This window comes from Roseibium sp. ROS1 (genome assembly GCF_054658215.1).
In genome coordinates, this window is record NZ_BAAGIG010000006.1 from 49,866 (window position 1) to 76,786 (window position 26,921).

At 56.8% G+C, this 26,921-nt stretch carries 26 protein-coding genes and 1 pseudogene; 17 read left to right on the plus strand and 10 right to left on the minus strand.

The window, feature by feature from the left end:
• Positions 1-28: 28 nt before the first annotated feature.
• The 7 genes from ACYQ6M_RS28230 to ACYQ6M_RS28260 all read left to right on the plus strand — a co-directional run bounded on the left by ACYQ6M_RS28230 (position 29) and on the right by ACYQ6M_RS28260 (position 4,941).
• On the plus strand, positions 29-577 hold the full coding sequence (locus ACYQ6M_RS28230; protein WP_460077070.1) for a YeeE/YedE thiosulfate transporter family protein: 549 nt from the start codon (positions 29-31) through the stop codon (positions 575-577).
• Positions 578-580: 3 nt separating this feature from the next.
• The gene (locus ACYQ6M_RS28235; protein WP_460077073.1) at positions 581-1,168 is read left to right on the plus strand and encodes a DUF6691 family protein; all 588 of its coding nucleotides are present in this window, start codon (positions 581-583) and stop codon (positions 1,166-1,168) included.
• 103 nt (positions 1,169-1,271) lie between these two features.
• A complete protein-coding gene (locus ACYQ6M_RS28240) occupies positions 1,272-2,573 on the plus strand; it encodes an NAD(P)/FAD-dependent oxidoreductase (RefSeq protein WP_460077076.1) in 1,302 nt (433 codons plus the stop codon).
• Between the two features lie 11 nt (positions 2,574-2,584).
• Positions 2,585-2,998 carry a DUF5368 domain-containing protein gene (locus tag ACYQ6M_RS28245; protein WP_460077079.1) on the plus strand — a complete coding sequence of 138 codons (414 nt, stop codon included), beginning with the start codon at positions 2,585-2,587 and terminating at the stop codon, positions 2,996-2,998.
• Positions 2,999-3,010: 12 nt separating this feature from the next.
• Positions 3,011-3,496: a bacterioferritin gene (locus tag ACYQ6M_RS28250; protein ID WP_460077081.1), complete on the plus strand. Its 486-nt coding sequence runs from the start codon at positions 3,011-3,013 to the stop codon at positions 3,494-3,496.
• Positions 3,497-3,514: 18 nt separating this feature from the next.
• On the plus strand, positions 3,515-4,480 hold the full coding sequence (locus ACYQ6M_RS28255) for an SLAC1 anion channel family protein (RefSeq protein ID WP_460077084.1): 966 nt from the start codon (positions 3,515-3,517) through the stop codon (positions 4,478-4,480).
• Between the two features lie 17 nt (positions 4,481-4,497).
• Entirely contained in the window at positions 4,498-4,941 is a 444-nt protein-coding gene (locus tag ACYQ6M_RS28260; protein WP_460077087.1) for a hypothetical protein, read from the plus strand.
• 28 nt (positions 4,942-4,969) lie between these two features.
• Here ACYQ6M_RS28260 and ACYQ6M_RS28265 read toward each other — a convergent pair whose 3' ends face one another.
• Complete coding sequence (locus ACYQ6M_RS28265; RefSeq protein ID WP_460077089.1) at positions 4,970-5,884, minus strand: LysR substrate-binding domain-containing protein; 915 nt, start codon at positions 5,882-5,884, stop codon at positions 4,970-4,972.
• Between the two features lie 101 nt (positions 5,885-5,985).
• Between ACYQ6M_RS28265 and ACYQ6M_RS28270 the strand changes: the two genes are divergently transcribed.
• The 4 genes from ACYQ6M_RS28270 (at position 5,986) to ACYQ6M_RS28285 (ending at position 8,748) form a co-directional block, all read left to right on the plus strand.
• Complete coding sequence (locus ACYQ6M_RS28270) at positions 5,986-6,648, plus strand: peroxiredoxin (protein ID WP_460077091.1); 663 nt, start codon at positions 5,986-5,988, stop codon at positions 6,646-6,648.
• 86 nt (positions 6,649-6,734) lie between these two features.
• On the plus strand, positions 6,735-7,406 hold the full coding sequence (locus ACYQ6M_RS28275) for a Crp/Fnr family transcriptional regulator (protein WP_460077093.1): 672 nt from the start codon (positions 6,735-6,737) through the stop codon (positions 7,404-7,406).
• Between the two features lie 116 nt (positions 7,407-7,522).
• Positions 7,523-7,720, plus strand: coding sequence for a YgaP family membrane protein (locus tag ACYQ6M_RS28280; RefSeq protein ID WP_460077095.1), 198 nt, complete (start codon positions 7,523-7,525; stop codon positions 7,718-7,720).
• A gap of 104 nt (positions 7,721-7,824) precedes the next feature.
• On the plus strand, positions 7,825-8,748 hold the full coding sequence (locus ACYQ6M_RS28285; RefSeq protein WP_460077097.1) for an MBL fold metallo-hydrolase: 924 nt from the start codon (positions 7,825-7,827) through the stop codon (positions 8,746-8,748).
• A 126-nt stretch (positions 8,749-8,874) separates the two neighbouring features.
• Here ACYQ6M_RS28285 and ACYQ6M_RS28290 read toward each other — a convergent pair whose 3' ends face one another.
• Both ACYQ6M_RS28290 and ACYQ6M_RS28295 read right to left on the minus strand, forming a co-directional pair.
• Positions 8,875-9,441, minus strand: a complete 567-nt coding sequence (locus ACYQ6M_RS28290; RefSeq protein ID WP_460077100.1) for a hypothetical protein — start codon at positions 9,439-9,441, stop codon at positions 8,875-8,877.
• 276 nt (positions 9,442-9,717) lie between these two features.
• A complete protein-coding gene (locus tag ACYQ6M_RS28295) occupies positions 9,718-9,903 on the minus strand; it encodes a hypothetical protein (protein ID WP_460077103.1) in 186 nt (61 codons plus the stop codon).
• Between the two features lie 229 nt (positions 9,904-10,132).
• Between ACYQ6M_RS28295 and ACYQ6M_RS28300 the strand changes: the two are divergent.
• Positions 10,133-10,537: pseudogene (locus ACYQ6M_RS28300) on the plus strand (transposase); the annotation flags it as partial.
• Positions 10,538-11,424: 887 nt separating this feature from the next.
• Here the strand turns inward: ACYQ6M_RS28300 and ACYQ6M_RS28305 are convergent.
• Positions 11,425-12,300 carry a M48 family metalloprotease gene (locus ACYQ6M_RS28305; protein ID WP_460077106.1) on the minus strand — a complete coding sequence of 292 codons (876 nt, stop codon included), beginning with the start codon at positions 12,298-12,300 and terminating at the stop codon, positions 11,425-11,427.
• Positions 12,301-12,827: 527 nt separating this feature from the next.
• Between ACYQ6M_RS28305 and repC the strand changes: the two genes are divergently transcribed.
• The 3 genes from repC to ACYQ6M_RS28320 all read left to right on the plus strand — a co-directional run bounded on the left by repC (position 12,828) and on the right by ACYQ6M_RS28320 (position 16,282).
• A complete protein-coding gene (gene repC / locus ACYQ6M_RS28310) occupies positions 12,828-14,180 on the plus strand; it encodes a replication initiation protein RepC (protein ID WP_460077108.1) in 1,353 nt (450 codons plus the stop codon).
• Between the two features lie 197 nt (positions 14,181-14,377).
• Positions 14,378-14,821, plus strand: coding sequence for a hypothetical protein (locus tag ACYQ6M_RS28315; protein WP_460077110.1), 444 nt, complete (start codon positions 14,378-14,380; stop codon positions 14,819-14,821).
• Positions 14,822-15,211: 390 nt separating this feature from the next.
• Positions 15,212-16,282 carry a serine hydrolase domain-containing protein gene (locus ACYQ6M_RS28320; protein ID WP_460077150.1) on the plus strand — a complete coding sequence of 357 codons (1,071 nt, stop codon included), beginning with the start codon at positions 15,212-15,214 and terminating at the stop codon, positions 16,280-16,282.
• 173 nt (positions 16,283-16,455) lie between these two features.
• Here the strand turns inward: ACYQ6M_RS28320 and ACYQ6M_RS28325 are convergent, their stop codons facing one another.
• The 6 genes from ACYQ6M_RS28325 to ACYQ6M_RS28350 form a co-directional block, all read right to left on the minus strand.
• Complete coding sequence (locus tag ACYQ6M_RS28325; RefSeq protein ID WP_460077111.1) at positions 16,456-19,026, minus strand: HWE histidine kinase domain-containing protein; 2,571 nt, start codon at positions 19,024-19,026, stop codon at positions 16,456-16,458.
• Positions 19,019-19,573 carry a biliverdin-producing heme oxygenase gene (locus tag ACYQ6M_RS28330; protein WP_460077113.1) on the minus strand — a complete coding sequence of 185 codons (555 nt, stop codon included), beginning with the start codon at positions 19,571-19,573 and terminating at the stop codon, positions 19,019-19,021. The genes ACYQ6M_RS28325 and ACYQ6M_RS28330 overlap by 8 nt, the downstream gene beginning before the upstream one ends.
• A gap of 448 nt (positions 19,574-20,021) precedes the next feature.
• Positions 20,022-20,195 (minus strand): hypothetical protein, encoded by a 174-nt coding sequence (locus tag ACYQ6M_RS28335; protein WP_460077114.1) that lies wholly within the window; start codon positions 20,193-20,195, stop codon positions 20,022-20,024.
• A gap of 188 nt (positions 20,196-20,383) precedes the next feature.
• Complete coding sequence (tnpC, locus tag ACYQ6M_RS28340; RefSeq protein ID WP_460077116.1) at positions 20,384-22,033, minus strand: IS66 family transposase; 1,650 nt, start codon at positions 22,031-22,033, stop codon at positions 20,384-20,386.
• Positions 22,034-22,078: 45 nt separating this feature from the next.
• Positions 22,079-22,426, minus strand: a complete 348-nt coding sequence (tnpB, locus tag ACYQ6M_RS28345) for an IS66 family insertion sequence element accessory protein TnpB (RefSeq protein ID WP_460077119.1) — start codon at positions 22,424-22,426, stop codon at positions 22,079-22,081.
• Between the two features lie 272 nt (positions 22,427-22,698).
• Complete coding sequence (locus ACYQ6M_RS28350; protein ID WP_460077121.1) at positions 22,699-22,857, minus strand: transposase; 159 nt, start codon at positions 22,855-22,857, stop codon at positions 22,699-22,701.
• Positions 22,858-23,062: 205 nt separating this feature from the next.
• On the opposite strand from ACYQ6M_RS28350, the gene ACYQ6M_RS28355 reads away from it, so the two are divergent.
• Positions 23,063-23,227: a hypothetical protein gene (locus tag ACYQ6M_RS28355; RefSeq protein ID WP_460077123.1), complete on the plus strand. Its 165-nt coding sequence runs from the start codon at positions 23,063-23,065 to the stop codon at positions 23,225-23,227.
• A 1,117-nt stretch (positions 23,228-24,344) separates the two neighbouring features.
• Positions 24,345-26,402, plus strand: a complete 2,058-nt coding sequence (locus tag ACYQ6M_RS28360; RefSeq protein WP_460077125.1) for a methyl-accepting chemotaxis protein — start codon at positions 24,345-24,347, stop codon at positions 26,400-26,402.
• Positions 26,403-26,921 lie beyond the last annotated feature (519 nt).

The window sequence follows — 26,921 nt, forward strand, 5'->3', positions numbered from 1 at the left end:
CGGGCTCGATACCAAAGGAGTTGTCGGTATGACCTTGGACTGGAGACTAGGTGGCGTCCTGCTCGGTGCGGTCTTCTTTGCCGCTGTGCTTCTGGTGAAACCCATCGGGGTGAGCACGCAGTTCGTGATCCTCGACGCAATCGTTGCTGATGCTGTTTCGCCCGATTTCATCACGAAAACCGAAGACGGCTACACATCGACGAATGCCTACATGGCCAAGTCGAACGGTAAATATGCCGGCAATGCCGCAAACCCGTTGAATTACAGTTTTGTTTTTGTGCTGGCCATGGCAGCGGGCGCGTTCGTCTCCACGCTGCTCAAGGGCGGCATCGGAAGGCAGGAGCGCCGTCTGCCTGCAGTCTGGCGGGCCAACTTCGGCGACACGCCGTGGAAGCGCTACGCGGTGGCCTTCGCCGGGGGCTTCATCGTGCTTTACGGCGCGCGGCTCGCCGGTGGCTGCACTTCCGGACACATGATGAGTGGCATGATGCAGACCGCTCTGTCGGGTTACATCTTCGCTCTTGGCGCCTTTCTCGCAGCCGTTCCCACAGCACTCTTCATGTACAGGGAGGATTGACCGATGACCCTCGTGCTCGCCATTGCAATCGGCGCCGGGTTCGGCTTCGTCCTGGACCGGATCGGGGCCACCAATCCCAATGTCATCACCGGCATGCTGACATTGCGGCGCCTGAACCTTATGAAAACCATCCTTCTGGCCATCGGAACCGGTTCGATCCTGATGTTCGGCGGCCAGATGCTCGGGCTTGTGGATGTCGGCCACATGTCGGTCAAGGCAGCCTATGCAGGCGTCTTTATCGGCGGACTGCTGCTCGGTGTTGGTTGGGCCGCTGCCGGTTATTGTCCGGGCACCGCCGTCGGTGCAGCTGCTACCGGTCGCAAGGATGCACTGATTTATATAGCCGGCGGGCTGTTCGGTGCGGCCACTTACATGCTGACCTATCCACTATGGAAGGCCTCCGGACTGCTTGATGACATTGCTGGCGGCAAGGTCACGCTCGGCTCAGTCCCCGGCTCTGCCTATGAAGGCATCTTGTCGGTTCAGGGCGATCTTCTGGGTATTGCACTTGGCGCAGTTTTCGTTGTCGTCGCATTTGCATTGCCGCAGCGCCTGAGCGGCAATGCGACGAGCAAGCTTCCGGCCGAATAACGCCAGCGCCACAGACCCAACCAAATGCATTCCGTCTGTCGCGTAAAATGGCAATGACAAGTGAAGGCGCTGGTTTCGGCATCTTCAAAAGGGAGCGAAAACGATGAACCGGAGAGAATTCCTGTCGCTTGCGGCCCTTTCGGGCGGCATGGCAGCCGCACCGCTGGCCGGCAGTGAAGCAGCCCCCAAACCGATCGCAACAAAGGCGCGCATCGTCATCGTCGGGGCCGGGGCAGCTGGTACTGCCCTCGCCAATCGTCTGGTGCGGCGGTTGGACGGTGCAAATATTACAATCATCGATCCAAGGACCACCCATCTTTATCAACCCGGGTTGACGCTCGTGGCGACGGGGCTGAAGCCTGCGGATTACGTCGCGTCGGACGAAGCCCGTTGGCTTCCGGACAACATCGTGTGGGTTAGCGAACGGGTGGCCGCCGTCGACGGTGAGGCAAAAACCGTCTCTACCGAGAACGGGACGGTCATCGGCTACGACTGGCTCATCCTCGCGCCGGGCCTCGTGCTTGATTACGGCGCCATCGAGGGTTTTTCCGCCGATCTTATCGGCGAGAACGGCATCGGGGCTCTCTATGGCGGACCGGCTGATGCCGCACGCACCTGGAAGGCCGCGCAACGTTTTACCGAAGAAGGTGGCACCGGCATCTTCACGCGGCCTGCGACGGAAATGAAATGTGCAGGCGCTCCCCTGAAGCACACGTTCCTGATCGACGACATTGCCCGCCGCGCGGGAAATGCTGGAAAGGTCAACATGCTCTATGCCGCCCCGCAATCCTCCCTGTTCGGCGTGCCGATCGTGGCGGAAAAAGTCCGCATGCTGTTCGAGGATCGCGGTGTCGATACGCTGCTCAACAGCACGCTGACTGCGATCGACCCTGGCTCAAAACGCGCGGTATTTGCAACGGAAACCGGGCAGCAGGAAATCGACTACGACTACATCCACGTCATTCCGCCGCAAAGGGCACCAGACTTCATCAGGAACTCAGGGCTTTCGTGGGTAGACCGGTGGACGGACCAGGGCTGGGTCGAAGTCGATCAGGCAACCTTGCGCCACCTGAGATACCCGGAGGTCTTTGCGCTTGGTGATGTGGCCGGCGTGCCGAAGGGCAAGACCGCCGCCAGCGTGAAGTGGCAGGTGCCGGTGGTCGAAGATCATCTCACCGCCGCCATCGAGGGCCGCGAGGGAACCGAAACCTACAACGGCTACACCTCCTGTCCACTCATCACCCGGATTGGTCGCGCCATGCTGGTTGAGTTCGACTATCAGGACAATCTTGTTCCGTCCTTCCCAGGTGTAATCGCCCCGCTTGAAGAGCTCTGGATCAGCTGGCTGATGAAGGAGGTGGCACTCAAGGCGACTTATAACGCCATGCTCCGCGGAGAGGCCTGAGGAGAACAATCATGAAAGACCTTACCCCCCTAACCCTCATCGCGGTGTTCGAGGAAATCTTCGGCCGCGGCCTGTTCTGGACCCTGGTAGCCCTCGCCGTTGCGGTAACGCTCGCCTACCTCTACGTGCTGATCCGTGACCGTTCAGTAAGCTGGAAAAAGTTCTTGCTCGCTCAGATTTCCATGCCTTTTGGAGCGGTCTCAGCAGTCTGGTTCATCCTGTTCATGACACACTCTCATTTGTCCGACCTTGGCGGACCGGTGGATTTGATCGTACTGTTTTGCGTCGCTGCGGTCGGAGCAATTGGCATGGGCATTCTCGTCTACACGCTTGAGGCCTTGGTCGGAAGCGACCGCACTCGAAACACCCATCCAGAACCTGCCAATACCGATGACATGCATCATCATGCGGCATCTGCAAACTGAACGGAGATCATCATGTCGAACGACAAGATCGTGGAATTCCTGCAACGCGCGGTGAAAATGGAACTAACCGCGGCCCACCAATACCAATTGCACGCACATACGCTGGAAGACTGGGGACTGACCAAGCTCGCGGCTCAGATGCGCGAAGAAATGACGGAAGAGCTGGGCCATTCCGACCTCTTCATCGAGCGACTGATGTATCTCAAGGCCACCCCCGAACTCGGCTTCGACAAGACCCCGGCAAAGGCCGAAACCCTCCCGGACATGTTCAAGGCCGACCTTGCCGACGAGGAGGAAGCGATTGCCTGGTACACAAGGGGAGCTCAGCTCGCCGGGGAGACCGGAGACATCGGTACACGCACTCTCTTTGAAAAGATCGTGCTGGACGAAGAAGGTCACAAGGGATGGCTCGAGCTCCAGCTCGACCTGATCGAACGGCTTGGCGAGAAAACCTACAGCGCCAAGCTGGTCGACTTTGGCGAAGATCATTCCGAATAACCGCAGAGCTGGAAAACCATGACTGCCGATACCGGACAGACGGCGCTGCCGTCACGACTGGAACATTTCCCGATCAGCATCTTCGGCGTTACGATGGGGCTGTTCGGTCTGGCTCTGGCGTTGCGCGCCAGCGGCGTTGTCTGGGCGGCCTCGGCTGTCGGCTGGTCCGCTTTCGCGGTCATGGTGTTTCTTGCGGCGATGTACCTGCTCAAGGCACTGCGCCATCCTGAGTCCGTTGCCGCAGAGTGGAACCATCCGGTAAGGCTCGCCTTTTTTCCGGCGACTGCAATCTCGCTGCTGCTGTTTGCGACTTTCCTGCGTGACCTGTACCCCGCGGCAGCCAACATCGTCTGGATTGTCGGTGCGTCGGCGCAGGCGGTCTTGACGCTTGTTGTGGTGACCACCTGGATCTCTCATCGCGCCTTCGGCCCGGGCCAGCTCTCCCCGGCCTGGTTCATACCAGCGGTGGGCAATGTTGTTGTTCCGCTCGCCGGTGTCCCGTTGGGCCATATCGAGGCGAGCTGGTACTTCTTCTCGGTCGGAATTGTCTTCTGGATCGTGTTGCTGACACTTGTCTTCAACCGGCTCATTTTTCACGATCCGCTTCCCGGCAAACTGCGTCCGACCCTCGTGATCCTGATCGCTCCACCCGCTGTTGCCTTTCTCGCCTGGATCCAACTGTCGGACGGCGCCGTGGATGCGCCGGCCCGGCTGCTGCTGAACATCGGTTACTTCTTTACCGCACTTGTTGCGATCCAGGCCCCCGCGCTATTGAGGCTACCGTTTGCACTGCCGTTCTGGGCCCTGTCATTCCCTCTGGCCGCAATGACCACAGCCAGCTTCCGCTTTGCTTCACTCGATAGCTCCGCACCACACCGCATGATCGGCTGGACCTTGCTGACGCTTCTGATTCTCACCATCGCGGCGCTGATTGTCCGAACCATCCGTGCCGCCCTGGCGCGGGAAATCTGCCAACCCGAATGATCCTGAAAGGAAGCCCAATGAAGTTCCTGACCCGTGCCCTCACAGTCGCCGTAATCTGCGTCGCAACAACAACGGCCGTTACAGCGCAGGAGGCGAAGAAACTCGTGACCGTGGTAACCTCGGCCGAGCCTCAGACCCAACTGATGGCAATGGTGCTGACAATGCAGGCGGCGCAACAGGGTGCCGAAGCACACATCCTGCTCTGCGGACCGGCGGGAGACATTGCACTGCGCAACGCTCCGGAGAGCGCAACCTCCGGCCAGCCCCCACGAGACATGAGCCCCCAGGGGCTCATGCAGGCAATCCGTCAGAAAACCGGGACCTCGGTCGAGGTCTGTGCGATTTACCTGCCTGGCCGCGGGGAAGACGCGTCAGTCCTGCTTGAAGGTGTCGGTGTGGCAAAGCCCGACGAAATGGCAGCGCGGTTGATGGCTGACGGTACGCGCGTACTCAGCTTTTGAAGCAGGTTTGTCCGGTGGCGCTGCTCCCTCACCTTGAAGCGGCCTTTCGCAGATGGTCCCTGGCTTCGCGCAGGTGATCGCCTATCCGACAATAAAGATCGCTCTGTGCGGAGGATTTGCGCCACGCCAAAGTTACCCGGCGCGGACACGCGCCGGGCAGCTCGGACAGGCTCAGTGCGTGCCCCTTTGCAGCACCGGCATCCAGGGCGAGCTGGGGTAACAGGGTAATACCCAGGCCTTCCTCCACCATTGCCACGAGCGTCGGAAGGCTGGTGGCCGCAAAACTCTGATCTTCATCGAGCCGGACTTCCGGAAAGCTGGACAGCGCGTGACGCTGAAGGCAATGCCCGCGTTCGAGAAGAAGCAGCTGCCGTCCGGACAAGTCGTCCCCTGTGAGCGTGTTGCGGTTCGCCAGGGGATGGCTCAACGGGGCGGCGAGACGATAGCCGTCTTGAAAAAGTTCTCTGGTCGCGACCTGAGGCGGCAGGTCATAGGGAAGTGCAATCAGGATCAGATCGAGCCGCCCATCGATCAGTCCGGCGACGAGCGAGTCTGTCAGTTCCTCCCGCAAATATAGCCTCGTTTGCGGATACGCCTTGCGAAGCAGCGGCATGGCTCTAGGCATGAGAAAAGGCCCCACGGTCGGGATCACACCCAGCCGTAGCTGCGTCGTTCCGGCATCGGCCTCTTGACGGGCGCGGTCTTCAAAATCTTTCACCTGGGTAAGCACGTCGCGCGCTCGCTCCGCGAGATCCTCGCCGACCTCCGTCATCATGACAGAATGCTTGCTCCGCTCCGCCACCTGCACGCCCAGCCTGTCTTCAAGTTCCTTCAAGCCGTTTGAAAGCGTCGATTGCGTGACATGACACAGTTCAGCCGCGCGGGAGAAATTTCTCGTTTCGGCAAGTGCCGCGAGGAAACGAAGTTGTCTTATCGTGGTCATTCTCTGATCGTTTTTTTGAATAACAGGTTAGCAGTAAATCAATTTCCAATATAACGATCAAGTTCGTACTTTTGGCAGGCAACCACTCAAGGAGCCTATCGATGTCTGCTGAAACCCCTGCCTCGAACGATCGTAGTGTCGGTCTGCCGCGCCTTAACGAGCCGGCTCCCGACTTCTGCGCTCTGACGACCCACGGAACGAAATCCCTCTCGGACTACCGTGGCAAATGGCTGATCCTTTTCTCGCACCCTGCCGACTTCACCCCGGTATGCACGACCGAATTCACCGCCTTCGCCCGCCGGGCTGAAGACTTCGCCAATCTGAACACGGAGTTGTTGGGACTTTCCATTGACAGTCACTACGCCCACATCGCCTGGGTCCGCTCGATCAAGGAAACATTTGACGTCACAATTCCGTTTCCGATCATCGCCGATCTCGACATGAAGGTGGCGCAGGCGTTCGGCATGATCCAGCCCGGCGCATCCGACACACAGGCCGTCCGGGCGACCTTCATTATCGATCCGGAAGGAATTCTGCGGGCAATGGTCTATTACCCCATGACCAACGGCCGCTCCGTCGATGAATTCTTCCGCCTGATCCAGGCGCTTCAGACTTCCGACGTGCACAAGGTGGCGACACCCGAGAACTGGAAGCCGGGCGAGGATGTTATCGTGCCCACCCCCCAGACGACGGATGCGGCAGAAGCACGTCTGACCGAGGGCTTTCAGACCAAAGACTGGTATTTTTCGACCCGCGCACTCTAACGAGCCGCTCGCAATGATTGCTATTGGAGTTGCACGGCGGCGGCACCGCCGTGCAAAATGTCTGTATAGGAAGAGGGCGACGCATCATGAACAATCTTGCAGACAACTGGATCGACCGGTTTCAGGGGTTGAGGGGACTTCCTGCTGACATCCGGGCGGATCTGACAAGCGGAAGCAGGATCGTCTCGGTTCCGGCCGGCACCCGGATCTTCGAACCTGGCCAGACAGCAGACAATCTCCTCTTGCTGCTGGAAGGCACGGTGCGTGTTCAGCATCACTCGGCAACCGGGCGCGAAGTGCTTCTTTACCGGGTTCATGCCGGCGAAAGCTGCGTGTTGACCACCGCCTGCATGCTCGCATTCGAAAACTATTCCGCCGAGGGAATTGCGGAAACGGAAGTGACTGCGGCAGCAATCCCGCGAAAGGTTTTCGACGAGCTCGTAGCGCGCTCGCCCATTTTCAGGGAATTCGTCTTCACCGCCTATTCCCGCCGGATCACCGATCTGTTCACCCTGATTGACGACATCGTGTTTCAGCGCATGGACGTTCGCCTCGCGGCCCGGCTTCTGGAGCTTGCCGATAATGACGGGCTTGTTCATGCCACTCACGCGGTTCTCGCCTCAGAACTTGGAACAGCACGCGAGGTGATCTCGCGAACGCTCTCGGAGTTCCATCGCCGCGGCTGGATCGAACAGTTACGAGGCGAATTACGTCTGCTGGGACGGGAGGCTTTGGAACAACTCGTCCGCTCTGTGTGACCCGACCGCAAGAACAATGTCACCGGACGGTGACGAAGTCACCGAATACCGGCCGCAGGTCATGCGACTGTTTGCTTTCTCGGATTTCCATCAAGGAGCACCACATGCAAAGAAATATGGGAACCATTGATCGCGGCATTCGCGTATTTGCCGCAATCATTCTCTTGGGCATCGCCTTTGGATCGGCATTCGCCGCAAGCGATGTCTTGCATTGGCTGATGATCGCGATTGCTCTTGTTTTCCTACTCACGGCCGCGGTCGGAAATTGTCCCGTTTACAGCATCCTCAGAATCAAGACCTGCCGCACGAGCTGAACCACCGGGGATGCCATCCGCTCGGACCGCCTGCAGCAACAAGCCCCGCAACCAACCTGGCCTGCTATCATCGAAATACAAACCGTCCATGCAAGGAGGGAAAATTGCAGTTCTTTACCGCTTCACAAACTGCCGGAAGCCCCAATGTAGCCGCGTTCTACGAAGAGGCATCGGGTTCCTGGCAATATGTCGCCTGGGATCCGGCAGGCCGCAACGCTGTCATCATTGACCCGGTGCTCGACTTCGACCCGGCAGCTGGTGCCACATGGACGGCGAGCGCCGATGAGATCTTGCACTATGTCCGGCAGGAAAATCTCAATGTGGAATGGGTTTTGGATACCCATCCCCATGCCGACCATTTCTCAGCGGTGCACTACATCAAGCAGGAGCTGGGAAACAAACCAAGGCAAGCCATTGGTGAGCGTGTCCTGCGCGTTCAGGAAATTTGGGCCGACTATTATGCCGATGACAGTCTGAAAGGGCATGCGGAATACTGGGACCGGTTGTTCAAACCGGGGGAGAGTTTTGCAGTTGGAGACTGCCGGGTCGACGTGACCCTGTCGACAGGGCACACGCTCGCCTCGATCACATACCTGATGGGGGATGCGGTTTTCGCTCATGACACATTCATGATGCCCGACAGCGGCACAAGCCGGGCAGACTTTCCTGGTGGCTCATCTGCCGAACTCTGGGACAGCCTTCAGGCAATCCTCTCTCTGCCGGACGACACTCGTATCTTTGTGGGGCACGACTATCGCCAGGGCGGACGGAAGGAAGCTTGCATGGCGACTGTTGCAGAGCACAAGGCGGACAACATCCACGTCAAGGACGGAATGAGCCGCGACGGGTTCATCGTCACGCGTGATGCCCGCGATGCGACGCTACCCTTGCCTGACCGCATGCTCATCGCTCTTCAGGTCAATGTTCGGGGTGGACGCCTGCCAGAAGCAGACGAGAAAAGCCGCGCAGTTCTGAAAGTTCCTCTCAACCGTTTTTCTTCAAAACTGGCCAAGCCTTTCGCACCTTAAACTGACCAGCATTCCTGTCGCGAGGTCAGCAAAAGATAGATGTACGCATTGTTGAGCGCGCACCTTGAGGGTGGACAGGGTGGAGACTTTCTGCCCGCACATCAAGTCGAAATAGGCACTTTTCAATTAACCTGCAGCGGCAATTGTGTGCATATGTACGTCATGTCCGGAGTGTTTGTTCATTATTTCAATGGCTCGTTGCTCTTCAACTGCGTTCCATGCGCGTACCCATAATAGCAGGCCCCCTCGCTCCAACTGCTCCTGCAAATGGTGCGCATGACGCTTGCCGACTAGACGCGCCAGGATGCCTCCAATCAGCCCGCCAGCACCTCCGGCAAGGGCTGCTCCAATGACAGCAGCGGCCATGGTCCCTCCCGACGCCAGGATCATGCCTGCGGTCGCGCCTGCTGCCACATAAAGAGGTCCGCCGATCAGAGCGCCTTCTGCGTCTCCAATCGCTTCGGTGGAAACATAGGAGCAGCGAGCGACCTTTGGATTGTCTTCGAGTTCGGCAACTTTCTTGTACTTGTGACCGAGTTTCTCTTCGACAGCATGATCAGAAGCCAACAGGCTTAGGTCAGCACGGTCGAAGCCTGAACTCAACAATTCATCAATTGCTTGCTGGAGCACATTAGCCGTCTCGAAATAGCCGACCGCCTCCCGGATCGCGTAGGTATCCTCTGTTGAGGGCATAGCTGTCTCCCTTGGATTTCTGCACCATCTGGGTCGTATGAAAAAACTGGTGCGAAGTTGTATAGACTAGGCTTTCCGGTCGACCGATGACCGTTGAGCATTCTCCTGATCATTCAGCCCTGCTTCGCGCGAGACTCCAAGCCATCACTCAGCACTCCTGCCTTCGGTCTAATCCGGGCTGCAGTCACGTGCCAGATCGTCAACTTCTTTGTCCCGTTTGCATCTGGAGGCGGCCCGACGTCGGACAGATCCCTGGATCATGGAACCTTTTGGTACCTAGCGTTTGCCGGTTGGGCCTGTACGCTCGGAATTCGGTGCCGGTTCGAGCATTGACGGTGGATCACTAGCGGGAAAGGTCTCGTCAAGCGCTTCATCCAGCAAGTCCTCGCGATACTTCTTGATATCGTTGGCTGTCTGGACCGGTTTTACGAACTTCTTGGTCTCGGGAGATTTCTGCGGCATCGTCATCTCCTTTATCAGGCTTTGTCGAATGCAAAGAATTGCCATGTGTCTTAAGCCAAACACCAATTCGAGTGGTGCACATTGATTAACCTCAATTTCGGTCCGTAAGGTCGATACCCTTCCCCAGTTCCGTCAGCGTATCTCGTGCTGCCTGTATGTCGCCATGAACCGGGAGAAGTTTTCGTTCCGGTTGACCTGGCTCAATAACGCAGTTTTCTCTCGGTTCAACTATATCAGACGCTCAACGAGCCGCCACTTCATCGGCTTCGACGAGACTGGGGTCACCTTCCCTTACAAGGACTACCGCCGCAATGGTGCCGACCGGCAGCAGGTCATGACGCTCTCCACCGACGAGTCCATCCGCCGCTTCCTGCTCCATGTCCTGCCGCGCGGCTTCCATCACATTCGCCACTACGGCCTTCTTCTCGGCACCTCTCGCAAGGCCAGCCTCGATCGCGCTCGCAAATTGCTGAGCGTCGCCCATGAACCCGAGGACGACGAACCAGAGGTGTCCGATGCACGACCGCTATGCCCTTGCGGCGGTGGGCACATGGTCATAATCGCGTCCTTCGCCCGCTGGCAACAGCCCCGCGCGCCGTCGAATTGCGCCGCTTCAACCCGGGAGACTGCGCCAGGACCTGGCATGGCCTGTTCGATCATATGGCCGCCCTGCAACGGCGTTGGCCAATGGGAGCGCTAGCGCACTGGGGTAAGACGACGGCTCTCGGTCAGGTACACCGGCCACAGGCCAATACAACAATCGCTGCGCCAACGCCGGCAAAGTCCTTACGCAACCCGATCTGCCCACCAATTATTGCTGATCGCAACAGCCCCAGACCTGCCGCGAGAAACAAAACCCCATAGCCTGGAATGTACTGACCGCGGGTTGCCTTTAGCTTCTAATCAGCGATGGCAAGCTAGACTCAGCCATTTTGGGAAACCATTTTTGGCGAGTTTTCTGTTCGCTTAGGCCATAGCGGCTGAGTGCATTTGTTTTGGACAACATGGAGAAGCCTCAGCGCTGGTCACAAGACTATATGACTGCATTGGCAGTTTGACGCTCGAAACCCGACAGTCCGTTTACGGCCCCTGTCCGGTCATTCGTTCCGACCGCAGCGAACGATCGTTTCCCGCCCTTAAAAGTCGTTTAGCGCAAAGCACCGAAGGTCTTGCTTGGACTCGAAGCCGACTTTGATGCGTTCAGGAAACGCCCCTTTTCCAGACAGGGAGGCGCAGCTAGGCGCGGAACGAAAACTACTGAAAAATCTTGTCTTGAAATCCCGTCTGAGAATCTACGTACGACGCTTTAACAACTTGGTGGGAAGGCAGACACTTGAAAACACGGCGGAAACCCTGTTCGCACGTAATGTGATCCGAGGCAGATGATTGCAATCCGGTCGCAAATAATCTGATTTCATTTGCAATTAATGTGAGTTTGCTGACCCGGATAGACGCATTTAATTCGAGCCGGAATCCGGGATGTTTGCAATCCGAGCCATGGATAAATGCAATTCGCTACAGTTAGCGGGCTTCGCGCGTCAGTTCGTCGTGTCGGAGCTCGGTCGGCGGATGGGAGCGCATGAGCCAGTCGGAGAACTTGTCGCCCGGCAGTTCGCTCATGTGCGAAATGTCCTCCAGAAACTCCGATATCCCGACGCCGTTCATCAGCTTTCCCGCAAACCTGTCGGCCTGGTACTCCTGAAACTGTGACGTGGACCCGTTCAGGAAATGCGCGATGTCGCATGGAAGCCTGAAGACGACTGTTGCCAGTGTGAATATCAGGCCGATGATCGGAATGCGGTTGATGGTGGTGTTGGCGAGGCCAATGCCGAAATTCACCGGCAAGGTCAGGTAATGCAGGAGCATGTTGATCCTGGTATCCCAATTTCGCAGGTGCCCGATCTCATGGGCCGCAACGCCGGCCAGGCGCTCGATGCCGGCCTGGGTGTCGCCGTACTTGTGCAGGATGCCCTTGGTGAAGCAAACCCGGTTATGAGCGTAGGCCATGGCATTGATTTCCCCAATGTCCTGAACCCGCCATACGATCTTGGGCAGTTTGATCCCGCTCTTTTTTGCACAGTCTTCGAGAACGGCTTCGACCTTGGCGACGAGTTCTTTTTCGCGCTGAGACAGTCTGCGTGTCGTAAAACGAATGTCGAAGGCGCTGGCGGCGAAAGACGGAACGTAGGCAACGAAAACGGCCGGCGCCACAGCGATAGCCGCGGCAATAGCTGTTAATAGCCACTCCTCAATCGGCAAAGGGCCGTAAAAGAGAGAGTAGGGAACATTGAGCAGTGAAATTGAAAATGCGGTGAGTAGAAAGGCTGATGCGGCCCCTGCTGCAAGGGCGATTAGACGCGTCACCTCAATAACTGCAACCCTGAATACGGGGCTCATCGATAAGGTCTCCTTTTGACTAGGGAGATTCTATCAATGATTGCAAAGGCTAACAAGTAATTAAAGCGGATTTTTCTGGAGAATAATGAAAAACCATAGAGATATATTGCAGAAGGTAAATAATTATAATTTGACCGTTTGTGTGCGTTCTTATTTGTTTTAGTACAATTTAATATTCCTTCACAGAAAAGTTGCCAAAAAAGCTCTCGCATTCTCAAACAAAATTGAAAGTTGCTCCCACTATTCCCAGTCGAATGAACGTAAGGTTGCTGAACTGATTCGCTGCAATTCAGTGCTTCAATTTGGTGATTTTGAATGGAAATAGGACACATAAGACCCCGTTCAGGGGCCTGAAATGGGAACCCCCAGACCCGACAAGTCGGATCCAGGGGGAGAGCATTACCGAGGTAAGTCTAGAACGCCGGTTTTGTAGCTCTCCCCGGACAATTTGACAAGCCTGGCCGCAATTTTTGCGGACGGTCTTCTATTGTCTATCCACAACCGTAGTGTAGGGGGCGGAGCTGGACTTGAGCAACTTGGAATACCCTACGCATCCGGACTGGATTGACGCCGCAGAAGCCGCAAAACACCGCCGCACGTTTTCATCCGGGATACTCATTCCCTCAATCGGTCTGCCGGAAGGCAAGACGAAAATCGACGTGGTCAAGGCTCTCAAACGGGCGCGTCGTGCGCTCGACCTAAAGCCGGCTGTTCTCGCTTACCTTGAGCATCAGATTTGCATGACCCAGTCCGAGGACTGGGAGCAGGGGGCGACACCGGTTGCCTTCTCTCAGGTCAAGACCCTTGCGGCGCACTTCGATGTTGAGGAACGCACGATCCGAAATTACGAGACCAGTCTTGCCCGGAAAGGCCTGATCCTCTGGAACGATTCCGGAAACCACCGGCGATATGCCAAGCGCGACGGGACCGGAAAACTCATCGATGCTTACGGCATCGTGCTCACGCCGCTCATTGAACGGTTTGCGGACATCGAAAAGATGGGCGAGGCAGATGCGTTTGAACTTCAGTTGCGGAGTTCTGAAACCGGCCGCATCAGATGCTTGCGCCGTGTGCTGTGCTATCTGGCGCAACAGGCTCATGCTCATGACTGCAGCGCCGATCTCATCAGATCGGCCGAAAACCTCCTTGGCAGGATCCCCGGGCGGAGCTTCAGCAAGACGGCTTGGCCGACGATTGCCGTGTGTTCACTCCGGTTGGAACTGGAGGACGAGATTGCACGCCTGAAACAAGCTTTGACCTCGGTTCTCGACCAAGAAATTTCCGCCCAGGCGGAACAAGATTTCCGGCACCAATATACGGAAGATACAAGGCAAAATCCCGTAGGGACTTGTAGTGGCGAACGGACATCGCCGGACGGCGATGAAGTTATCCTGCAAACGGAGCCCGCTAACGCGGGCGGCATGGAAGAAGAGAGGAGGGGGCAGGCGCACCGCGAAAATATGCCCCCTGGTGCGAAGGCGAGGCCGAAGGCCGGAATTACCGGCACCGGGATCGAACACATCCGGCTCGATCAGGTGATGAATGTTGCCAGCCCGCTCATGCAGGACATGATCCAAATGGAGGCCGGAGAAAGGGAGGCAAACTGGACCGCCCTGGACAGGGCCGCCGCGAAAGCGGCCGGCTATCTGGGTCTTAGTCCGGCGCTCTGGACCAGCTTGCGCAGCGAAACAGGTCCGGCCGCGGCGTCCGTTTGCATCGTCGTCACCGAACGCCGCCTCGCCGACCCGAACAACCCCGTCGTCAATCCGGGCGGGTTCGTGTCCGGAATGCTGACACGTGCCCGCCAAGGCAAGCTCTACCTTCACAAATCCGTCTTCGGGCTCTTGAAACAGCCCCAGCCGGAAAGCGGACTGACCTGATGGTCAGGCTGATATCTGGCGGGCGGCGGACTGGCGTTCCGCCAGACAAATTCGAAGGGAAGGGGGCTCGCCCCCACACTCTGTCAAGGCTGCCCGATGCCGGCGGCCGGGAACCCGGCCGACCTTGACAGACCGTTCCCCCGTTCCGGCGACGGAACAAATGAAATCCAGCTCCCCAACACGAGGACCGTAAACTTATGAGAAAATTCCTGATCGCATCATGCGCGGCTGCCTTCCTGGCGGCATGTCAGACGACCGATGGCGGAACCACCGCATTCTCCCAGGCAAACAAGCCCACCGTCGTAACATCCAAGAACATGGCAGCCGCCAAAGCCGCCTCAAAGTCCATTTTCACGCGGCCGACCCTTGGCTTCAAGGTTGCCCGTAAAACGGACAACACGGTGCTGTTCAACAAGACGCTCCCGGCCAACGTCAACGACAATAACCCGCTGAAGGACCGGACCAAGGGAGCGCCGGTTTCGTTCCTTGAACTCACGTTCCAGGCCGAGGGCGGCAAAACCCGAGTGACCGGCGACAACTGGCTTGTGCTGAACCCGAAAGAGGCAAACAAGGACGATTTCAATTTGCTCGCGACGCCCGACGGTGCCCGCCTGCAAAGCAAGCTCAACGAGTTGAAATAAACAGGCTGCTAAAATATGACCTTATCCCGCTGGAATTTAAGTGTTGTGAATTGCATTTATCCGCGGCTCGGATTGCAAACATCGCAATTTTGGCTCGAATTAAGTGCGACTATCCGGTACGGCAAACCCACATTAGTTGCGAATGAAATCGGATTACTTGTGACGAGATTGCAATCATCCGTCCCGGATCACTTTATTTGCGAACGACGGCTTTGCGGACTTTGCTTCCAATCGGTCGATGTCAGCTTTCATGCAAAGCGGCAGAAACGTATAGGTTTTGGCGATTTCGGCAGCGCCAAGAACGACTGTGCCGAGCCCGGGCGGGGAATGGTTTGATTGTGATGCTCCGATGCGTAGGCTGTCGTAAGGTAATGATTTGGAGGTTTGAGTATGATCGGTAGGTATGGTCGTTTGGCGACCACGTTTGCGATGATCTGGATTGGCTCATTGACTTGCGCATATGCCCAAACGCTGGAAGAAAACCTCCGTTCTGGGTTTGAAGCAGGCCAACTCCCGGGACTTCACGGTGCGATCGTCGATTTTCGCGGCGAACGCCTGGCCGAGGTTTACTTCCCCGGCGAGGACGAGCGATGGGGCACCAAGATCGGCGTCGTGAACCATGAGGCGCATAGCCTGCACGACCTGCGCTCGGTGACGAAATCGGTGGTCGGGCTGCTCTACGGAAAAGCGCTTTCCGAGGGTCAGGTTCCCGGCCCGGATCAACCTCTGTACGACCAGTTTCCGGGCTATCGCGATCTCATGGAAGAGCCAGGACGAGACCGCATTCTGATCGGCCATGCGCTATCGATGCAGATGGGCCTCGAATGGAACGAGGACCTCCCCTACAGCGACCCGCGCAACAGTGAAATCGCGATGGAAAACGCGCCTGACCGCTATCGCTTTGTTCTCGAACAACCGATTCGAGAGGCGCCGGGCGAAAGCTGGATATATAGCGGTGGCGCCGTCGCTCTGCTGGGGAAGCTGATCGAAGACGGTACGGGGATGAAGCTCGACGCTTATGCGGAAGAAAAGCTCTTTACGCCCCTTGTCATCGGGACATATGAGTGGATCGCCGGTGCGGACGGTGCGCCATCCGCAGCTTCCGGACTGCGCTTGACGCTGCCTGACTTGGCAAAGATCGGGCAGTTGGTTGCCGATGGAGGTGCATATGAGGGACAGCAGATCGTGCCCTCCGATTGGCTTGCACAATCGCTTCATCCGCGCGTACCGCTCAACGAGTTCACCAGATATGGATATCTCTGGTATCTCTCTGGCAATGAGAAAAACCCCATTGCCATCGCGGTCGGCAACGGCGGTCAGCGGCTGACCGTGGAAATCGGTGTCGACCTTGTCGTCGCGTCTTTCGCCGGTCGCTACAACGATGCCGAGAGCTGGCAGACGCCGATCAAGGTCCTCTTCGACTATGCCGTGCCAGAAGCAAAGCGTCTGCTTGCAGAATAGATGAACATCGTCAGCGAAAAATTTGTTTCGCGACCCTGCCAAAAACCCCGTGCCGGATCACCTGCGTTAGGAGCCATTTTTCTTGATGGAGGCCCAGAGTATTAAGTGTTGGTAGGCATTGTGGAGGCCCCCTTAAACCCCCGAGTGAGCGCGCCTTTTCGGGTCTCCGACCATTAGCTCTCTGCTGCCAGTGCTCGGGAAATCACCCGATTGAGACTGTCGGAGCTATATGGCTTGTTTAGAATTGGAATGTTGGGAAACCGCTCTACGACCGCGGCGTTGGCCCCGTAGCCTGTCGCAAGGATGGTCGGAACTCCCAATTCCTGGCATCTTTCAATCACTGGTAATGACATCTCATCGCCCAGATTGACATCCAAGAGTGCCAAAGAGATGTCGTGGTTGGCGAGGATGCCAAGTGCGTCCGCGACTGAACTTGCCGTGCTGACATGTTTGGCACCCAGGTCTGACAGCATGTCCGACGCGTCCAAGGCGATGACCATGTTGTCCTCCAGGACGAGGCATTGTCCTTCTAGTTGAACCTCTGAAGCTTCTGTCGTAGCTGTTTCTTGCGCCCGTACGACCGTCAAGTCTGTCTTCCGGACATGAGCCGTTGGCAAGACGAAGTCTGCTTCGAACCCTGTCACTCGGTACCGCGTGTCGGACTGGCCTTTCAGTTCGAAGGGAATGGATCGCTCGATAATCGTCGTCCCGAAGCCCCGCCGCCTTGGCGGTTGTACTGGCGGGCCGTTTTCTTCTCGCCAGGCCAGCTTGGCGACTCCGTCAGGTTGCAGACGAACATCAAGCGCAACGGAGCCCGAGGAGTCGTTGAGCGCACCATATTTGGCCGAATTTGTAACAAGCTCATGGATAACAAGCGCGAGCGTCGAGAACGCGGTTGGCGACAAATCAATCTCGTCACCTGTAATGTTTACCCGCGAAGCTTTCGACGTCAAAAACGCCTGTACCTCCGTTTCGACCAAGTAACGGAATGACACCCAATTCCAATCTGTCTGCGTCAGTTGATCATGCGCACGGGCCAGGGCAAAAATGCGGTCTTCGAGCACAGACCGGTAGTCTTTCAACGACTTGGCATCTTCCTGCCCTTGGGAGACCAAACCACGAATGAGGTTAAGGATGTTCCGGACGCGGTGGTTCAATTCCGCCACCAAGAGTTCTTGCTGGTCCTGCGCTTGCTTGCGCGCCGCGTTGCGCTCATCCGCCATCTTCAAGACGACTTCCAGAAGCGTGATCCGAAGGGCGTCAGCAGCACGCAACTCTGAGCCGCGCCAAGGCGCCGATTCCCCGCGCACGACCTGTTGCCATGCTTCGAAGCTCTTGCGTGGTGTCAAACGTGCGCCGTTTGGACCAAGCTCGACGGGCTTCTCCGGGTTTCCAGCCCATTTTACCGATAACGCGATCTCGCGCCGGAAAAGGACGAGGTAGTCCCGTGGAGTTCGGGACACCGGAAGGGCGAGAATGCCAGCCACCCGGTCGCAAAAGTCAGTGGCCGCGGGATAGCGCGTCGAGAGAGCGTTGGTATGATAGACTTGGCCCGGTGGCGTAGTATTCAAAAACCTCGCAAGACCCAAGAATTCTTCTTTCGTAAGTGCAGCACCAGCTGATTTGTAATCGCCCTCCGTGAAGACGGCGGCTCCATCGAATGGGATAACCTCCTTGATGTTTTCTGACAGGACGTCGAACGCTTCCGACATGGTCTTGCCGCCCGACAGCTGCGTCATCAGCCGATCGTGTAGTGTTCGTGCGCGATCGACTTCGGCCAACTCGGTCACCAATTCAACCTGCGCAAGCTGGTAGTTGAAAAGCTCTGAGAAAAGCTCGATCTCGCTCCGTGCCTCGTAGCTGATATGCCTCGCCGTTCTGTGGTGACACGCAAATAGGCCCCAAAGTTTACCACTGCGAATGATCGACACCGACATCGAGGCAGCGACGCCCATGTTACGCAGGTATTCGAGGTGGATTGGGGAGACCGAGCGTGTCACGGCTAGTGAAAGATCGAGTGGTTGTCCATTTGGATTCAGGCTTGGGAAAATGGCGTGGGTCTCGGCATCGACATCCGAGATGATCCGCAATGGGCTTCGCAGATAGAGCGCACGTGCCTGCTTTGGAATATCGCTTGCCGGATAGCGGAGACCCAGAAACCGTTCCTGATCGGGTTCGGCGACTTCGGCGATCACCGTGCCGCTGTCATCATCGTTAAACTTGTAGACCATAACCCGGTCGAACCCGGACATGATTTTGATAGCGCGGACCGCTTCGCGAGACATGTCCTCAATTGTCTCGTGACGTTTTACCCGACCGATCAGCGCGCGGACTGTCGAGCGATCCTGATCTTTCTGCGTCCCCGCTGCGCGCGGCTCGAACTCAAAGATGATGTTGTCGTCGCTTTGGCTGATCGAAATGTCGAAAAGCCTTTCATCGTCGAGAGCGGGATAGGAAAATACGCGTGCGGCGCCGGTCTGGTAGCTGTGCACTTGCATTTTCGTTCGCAGATGATGGGCCGTTTCTTGCGGAAAGATATCTGCGAAACGTGAGCCAACGATAGTTTGAGCATCAAACCCGAGAATTTCGGCACAGTTTTCGGACGCAAATGTCACCATCCAGTCAGAAGAGAGCGCCACCAAACACCCATAGCTTTGAACACGCCCAAGAATATGGATCGGCTCTCGATCACAGTTGCTCAGATCATAGTTTTGTTGCTGCTGATTTGGCTCTAGCTCAGGCATTGATCGCTCCCTCAGTTAGTTGCGGAGCACGGGCACACTCACGGTAAAATTGAAGAACTCTTTCAGCGTCTTTGACGATTCGATCGGCTAAAGGACCGCTGGAAGTCATCGCTTCAGTCGCGCCACAGAACGACGTCCATAATTCGATGTAGCTCGGTGCCGAAAAGTAAGCACTGGCGCGTCGAACCTGTGGGTTTTTCGCGGCCTGCCATCGTCGCTTAAGAACCTGTGACCCAAGTCTCGAGCCCGCGAGTGCGTAGTCAACCGCGAGAGGATGTAGCGGACCGATCTCGAATGGCGTCTTTTTAATGGACGATCCGAGCCCGCGAAGATCTTGCTCTGCACGTTCGTGAAGGTCTGCCAATACGGATTTTGTTTTTGCCGATACCTCCAACGCCGCAAGAGCTTGTAGCGCGTGCGACTGCATTCCGAGGAAGCACAAGAAACCATCTGACGTCGTCAGATCAAACCTCGACACCTCTTTATCGAGCACTTCATGAGACAGGCGCGTGTCGGCTCGCAAACGCACGCTGGTCTGAGTGGTCACTTTCATCCTCTAAAAATGTCAACAATCTCATAGATCCCATTATAGCTATGCCTAGAGTCTGAGACAAATTTTCTGTGTAATCTTACTGGGTTACAATTCGCCAGACTAGCTGCTTGACCAAATCTATGAAGAGCCGAGCGGCTGTGCCGGCGATTATTCGCTCGAAGTCCTCGGCGAGGCGACAGTTTCTGTTGAGCGATGCAAAGGTGCGTTCAGCGACACAGTGCCGTGGTACGACTTCGAGGCGCTTCGCCATATGTAAAGTAAGCATCCGGCGTGGACCGCGGAATTGTATGGACGTCCAGTCTTAGGGAGCTCTCGAGGCTGCGGCGATAGACGATGCTGGATGGGTTTCAGAAGCACTCAATTCCGGCGCGCAGCAGGCGCTGTATGTCCTTGTTCGAACGGATCTCGATGCAGGTTGCGGTTGCCCTCCCATTTTGAAGAGCTAGAACGTCCTTTGTTCCGAATACCCTGTCGTATCGAAGCGTCCAACGAAGTAGCTCGATCCGTAGGCCATCTCGACGGAGCACACGGTAGAGCCGCCGCCATATCGGTGGAGCCAGCCGAATGATTGCATCGGCTCGTTGAACACGATCTCCATAAGTTCGGCTATTTCCACCCTCGATGATCCACTTATCTTGGGCCGCCAGCCGTCGTAACCGGGCATCGATATCCTCTGGTGCTCGCAAGGCCCCACTCCGATCCCAAACTTCGTCATCGACTGCATGAACGGGTAGCTCGTGCCGGAGACCAAGTTGCTGGGCGAGCCAAGTCTTCCCTGAGCCTGGACCGCCGACAATCATGATCCTAGAAATAGCCATGCACTTCACTGGCACGCTGCGTTGCAGCTGGTTCCCAATTCCAGGGCAGCAGTTCTTCTACCTTGGACATGGGCGTTTCGGCGATGCGGGCGAGGACATCAGCAAGCCAGGCTTGCGGGTCGACGGCGTTGAGCTTCGCCGAGTTGAGCAGTGTCGCCATGAAGGCGGCGCGGTCGGCACCGCGGTCCGATCCCGCGAACAGCCATGACTTCCTTCCGAGGGCAAAGCCGCGCAGTGCCCGTTCGGCCGCATTGTTCGTCAGGCAGACCCGACCATCATGAAGGAAGGTGGTGAAGCCGTCCCAACGCTTGAGCATGTAATCAATCGCCTCGGCAACCGAGGAGCTGCGCGACAGCTTGCTCCGCTCGGCCCGCAGCCATTCCTCAAGACCTTCGACAAGTGGAACGCTGTCCCCGCGCCGCCGCTCCAGGCGTTCACCAGCGTTGAGCCCGTTGATCTCGCGCTCGATGTCGAACAGGGCATCGATGCGCTTGACCGCCTCCAGTGCAATCGGTGAGATCGGTGCGGCGTTCTTCCTGCGCCTGGCGTTGGCGGCGATGTCGGCAAGCACGAAGAATTTGCGGCGCGCATGTGACCAACACAGCGCCTGGGTCAGCGAACCGGGATCACGGTCCACCTTGAACAGCGGATTATAGCCGCTATAGGCGTCAGCTTGCAGAATGCCGGTGAAGCTCTTCAGATGGCGCTCAGGATGTTCCTGGCGTCGATTGCGAGAGGCATAATAAAGGGCTGCCGGCGGTGATTGCCCGCCGAACGGTGGATCGTCGCGGACATAGGTCCAGATGCGGCCGGTATCGGTCTTGCCCTTGGCGAGGATGGGCACGGTGGTATCGTCACCGTGCAGGCGTTCGGCACTCAGCACATGCGCCTCAATCAGCGAATGGACCGGCTTGAGAGCCGCCGCGCAGGCGCCGACCTGGTCGGCCAGCGTCGACAGGCTGAGATCGATGCCCTCGCGCGAATAACGCTCGCTCTGCCGGTTCAGCGGCTGATGTTGTGCAAACTTCTCGAAGAGGATCATTGCCAGGAGGTTCGGACCGGCAAAGCCGCGCGGCGTCACATGGAACGGAGCCGGTGGCTGGGTGATCTTCTCGCACTCCCGGCAGGTAAACTTCTCCCGAACGGTCTGGATCACCTTCCACTGGCGCGGGATCACTTCCAGCGTCTCGGTGACGTCCTCACCGAGCTTGGCCAGCTTCGCAGATCCGCAGCATGGACAGCTCTCCGGTGCGGCAACAACCACACGTTCGCGCGGCAGATGCTCCGGAAACGGTTTCTTTGACGGGCGTCTGCGTTCAAACGCTTTGACGGTCGATGATCGTGCCGAGACCTCTGCCGCCAGTTCGTCCTGGGCAGCATCGGCTTCCAGCTCTTCGAGCTGCAATTCCAACTGTTCCAGAAGACGGGCCTTGCGCTCCGAACGGTGTCCGTGGATCTCCCGTTTGAGCTTCTCGATCTCCAGCTTCAGCCGGGCGATCAGGGCTTCCGAGTGCGAGTTTACCGCCTGGGCACGGGCCGCGAGTGCCTCAGCTTCACGGCGAGCTGCGCGCTCTGCGAGGATCATCGCATGCGCACTGGCAAGGTCGTCGGGAAGGTGTTCGGCCGCATCGAGCATGGCGGGATGGAATCATATTCGCTCCCGCCAAGCCAGCGCTTTCCACTATCCGGCCGAGCTCGGCCGCCAGGTTTTTTGCGGCATCCGCCAATCGATGCCTTCCAGCAGATATCCGAGCTGGGCCGGGGTGATGGATACCGTCCCGTCCGCCGCCGATGGCCAGATAAATCGTCCGCGTTCCAGCTTCTTCGTGAACAGGCAGGCCCCTTGTCCATCGTGCCAAATCACCTTGATCAAACCTCCGCTCCGGCCGCGGAAGACAAACAGGTGGCCGCTCATCGGATCCTGCCTCAGTGTCTCCTGAACCATCAGCGACAGCCCGGGAAATCCTCTGCGCATATCCGTGTGGCCCGTCGCAAGCCAGACCTTCAAGCCGCTCGGGACCGGGATCATCGCCGCTCCAGAAGATCGAGAATACGTCCCAGAGCATCCGTATCGATATCACTGTCGACCCGAACCCGTTTACCCCGGCCCAACTCAATCGTCACAACGCTCGGCTTACGCCGCACACGTTGCGGCGGAGCAGGTTCCGAGGGCTCGTCCTGCGACGGCAAGGACACAGCATTGGATATCGTCACCGGGACAAACTGCGGAGAAGGCGCTGGCGCGGGTGTTGCGCGATCCGTCGCGGGACTGTCGGAGATCGTGCACAACTGCTTGCGCCATCAAAATAACTGGCTCACGTGGCAACCCGCCGCGCGGGCAACCTCCGACACGCTCGCTCCCGGCTCCAGGCACGCGGCCACAAGCCGCTCCTTATCCTCTTGCGACCATCGCCGACGGCGCTCCACCGACGTGATCACCTCGATATGCTGCTTGGTCATATGACTACTCCTAGTGCTATCACTAGGACTGGCAGTCTTCAGCCTAAACCAGCAAGACGGCCTTCACCGGAGGGGTACTATGTAAACGCTTGACGATTTCGATTGCCCACTTGCCGTGCGGCTTCGAACTTCGGGCCAGCATAACCGCCATCGGCGAAGAGATGACGCAACCCAGGGAAGGCATGGCGCGATGCCTTGAGGACGGATGGGCGCCATCGCAATCTTGGATGTCAGCAACATAGCTGACAGCACCAACGAGAAAGCAACCGGTGTCGGTGACGATGTGACGCTTGCGTTCCTCGAATCTTTTGCACGCATCATATCAGAAAATCCACCACCACTTTCCGTGAGTTTAATTAATTGGCCGTAAAGTACGCCTCCTGCGGGCGAGTCTTCGTGACCGGCATCCTCGCGTGCCGCCACTAGCAATGTGTGGTTGATCGCCTGCCAAAGCCCTCAACTACGCCAATCGGAAAAACAATGCCGCGCGGAGGTCATCGGCGGGAACAGTCTTGGAGACGTCTTCCGCCAGCCATTCCCGTCGCAGAGAACATAGCATCGACAGTCTGTCGGTAGCCCCACTTTTCAGGACGGGCACGTGCTTTGCTTGGCAGCAATAGAGGCCCGATGAGTGCCCGTTCGGCATCTGTCAAATCATTTTGCAGTCGGCAATGCTTTCGGGCATGCGGTACCAGGGGGAAATCATTCCACTTCGTTGAGCCCATGAATAGCTTCGCAACCCCATGGATCACAAGCAACTGATATTACTCATTTTCTTCTTGCCGCTAGGCATCCAGACGGGTTGGCATTGAATTATGACATAGCTCTACTCTCATGCGATTATGCATCAAAAATAGCGGTCCGGGCTTTCGGCTGCCATCGGTCGTTTTCGTCACTGTTTGGAATGCAACCGGAATCTCTGTGAAAGCAAATGCCACAAAACCTTTGAAAAACTGCGTCTGTTTTTGTCTCGATACTGACCACAGATGGAAGCCGCCATCTTCCTCTCGTTTATGAGAAGGTTGGGCTCCAAGCTGACTTAGGTGCGTTCGAGAAACGGACGTTTTCCAGCCGGTCGCCACGAAATCTAAGGCGTGATTGCTGCAAACATCTGGTGATCAAAAAACACATTAGCAAAAGTAGGTCAGAGTCAGTTCTCGCTGAAAATCAACGATCTAGATTTTTGACATGAAACTCGTTCGTCTGAAGCCTAATCCATTTTTTGGTCACCAATACCTGTAACAGTATTCTAGTTGCTATTGACAGTAACGCAACCGTAGTTATGTGATGCAAACTCTCCCGTCCTAAGTTCCAATCCTGCCAATTGGCCTCTGGTCTCAGTAACTATTTCTGTTCAAAAAGATTATTTGTTGCCAACAGCCGCCAATGGCGTCGTAAAATGTCAAGTTTCAAACTTCCGTTAAGCAACAAGTAAGGAGCCTTCTCCACATTCAGGGTAATGAACATTCTCCTGGAGGGGCAAAAGAATGAAACGGATCAGGCTGCAGATTGGACTTCTTGCTGGCCTACCCATGGTGGCGGTTTTCGGACTGGCGGCCTTTAGCATTTATGAAAAAGCTGCTGAACGTGCACATCACGCTTACATGCGGCCCATGACACGCGTTGCAGAAGACGCCGGCAATCTCATTCACGAACTTCAGAAAGAGCGACGGCTCAGCGTCAGCCTGATCAAGACCGGCTATGACGGCGCGATAGCGGCAAAGCTTGGTGATCAGCGCTCGGCGTCCGACGCGGCCATAAAGCTGTTTGACGAGCATCTGGCAGGGCTGGATCTGAACAATGCGAACCTGCTTTCCGAATTGCAGCATGTCGCAGACGAAGTTCACAAAACCGGTGATCTCCGAAAAACGATCGATGCAAAACAAGTCGCCGCAGATCGTGTGATCAAAGCCTATTCCGCCGAAATTAACGAGCTTGTTCATGTTGTTGGCATCACCACGGAAGTTAGCCCATCGAAGTCGATAACGGCTGAACTCCTGCCCTACCTCACCATCGTCGAGGCGATGGAGTCCGGGGGGCTGGAGAGGGCCAACGGCGCAGCCCTGCTGGACGAATTCAACAAGACCGGCGCGGTCGATATGGATCTCTACCTGAAAACCGTATCGAATTCCGGCGGTGAAAAGGCATTCATGAAGGAGTTCGGATCGGTTTCCAGCCAAGGCCAGAAAGCCTTATGGAATGAACTGGTCAAAGGTGCCGACGTCGATAAGACGCTTGCCTGGCGCGATGTGATTCAGAACCTGCCGCTGTCAAATGATGCTCAGGGCCTGACCGGCGCGAGCTGGTTCAACGCGGCGACCAAGCGTCTCAATCTCATGAAAACAGCCTCTGATGAGTTTATTCACCGGGCTGAAGCCGCCGCGGACGCCTTTATCGAGCGGTTGGACAGCCAGATTTTCTGGCTCTCGGCCATCGCCTTGGCGCTGGTTTTCGGAACGCTCGGTCTTGTCGTCCACCAGGTCGTTTCGATTGCCCGGACCTTGAGCCGTCAAAAGGAGTCGATCGCCGGATTGGCAGACGGGCAGCTGGATATTGCTATCCACGATACCGACAGGCCGGATGAGATCGGCGAAATTGCGCGGGCTTCGGAAGTGTTCAAGGAGAAGCTGATCCAGCAGAGACAGCTTGAAGCGGAAGCGGAAGCCGCGCGGCTTCAGCGCCTAAAGCGTGCCGAGCAGATGGAATATGCAATCCAGCACTTCCAGACCTCGGTCGCTTCCATTCAGGAACAGCTCGCAAGCGAAACCGAAGGTATGCGGAGCGGAGCAGGCGAAATGGTGAAGATCGCAATGCATGCCGACGAGAGTGCCAAGGCCGCCAATTCGGCAACGGAAGAGGCGACGACCAATGTCCAGACCGTTGCCTCCGCGGCCGCCGAACTCTCCGCCTCCATTGAAGAAATTGCTCGCCAGGCCAGCACTGCGACGGAAATTTCGTCGATCGCTGCCGAAACGGCAGTCGCGGCAGACAAGGATATTTCGCTGCTTGCGGAAACCGCCGATAAGATCGGCGAAGTCGTCGAAATCATCCGGGCGATTGCGGAGCAGACCAACCTGCTGGCCCTGAACGCCACCATCGAAGCCGCACGGGCAGGCGAGGCTGGAAAAGGCTTTGCAGTCGTCGCTGCCGAGGTGAAGGAGCTATCGACGCAAACTGCTAAGGCGACCGACGAAATCGCGAGCCAGATTTCCGGTGTACAGGCGTCTACACAGAAATCGGTGACCGCCATCCGGTCAATCGTCGAGAAGATCCAAGAAGTCAGATCTGTCAGCGAAACGATATCCACGTCGGTAGATGAGCAAAATGCTGCTACCAGCGAGATCACGCAGAGCATCACGCTCGCATCCGACGGCGCTTCTTCCGCCGCCTCGAATGTTGCAGGGGTCTCCGGGTCCATCGATCAGACCCGCCAGCACTCGGAAACGATGAGCCAGTCAGCGGAACAGCTCGGTGAGGTTGCCTCAAGTCTGTCGGAAGCTGTAAGCCGGTTCCTGGAGGAAGTCAGAGAGGAGCAGGCGGCGTAGCGGAAAAGCACTGCTGCATTGATCTGTTTGCACACAAAGTGTTCCGAACCGGATGATTGCGATCTCGTTGCAAATAATCTGATCTGATTCGCAATTAATGTGAGTTAGCGCGCCCGGATACATGCAGATAGCTCGAGCGGGAATTCGTGATGTTTGCAATCCGAGCTGCGTATAAATGCAAGTAGCTACAGATAAGAACCGATTTTCGAGCCAAGTCAGGAAGTCTTTCCCGAGGAAGTAAACACCACCGCAGAGACACAGCGTATGTATCGGATTGTGCCAAGCGTAGTACACGACCGCATAAGGGCCTGCGAGATATTCGATAATTGACATTAGGTCTCCTTTGAGTTTTTTGAATGTGACTGTCTCGACTCTTCGAGACCTCTAGGGTGACCCAAGCCATTGCAAGCGACAAATCTTGCCGGTTTCGCCGACGGCAGGTTCCATAATAACTGTTACGCGTTTTTTTGATAAGATATTGAAAATAAACAAGTTTTAAATTTTTTACCAGGTGAATAG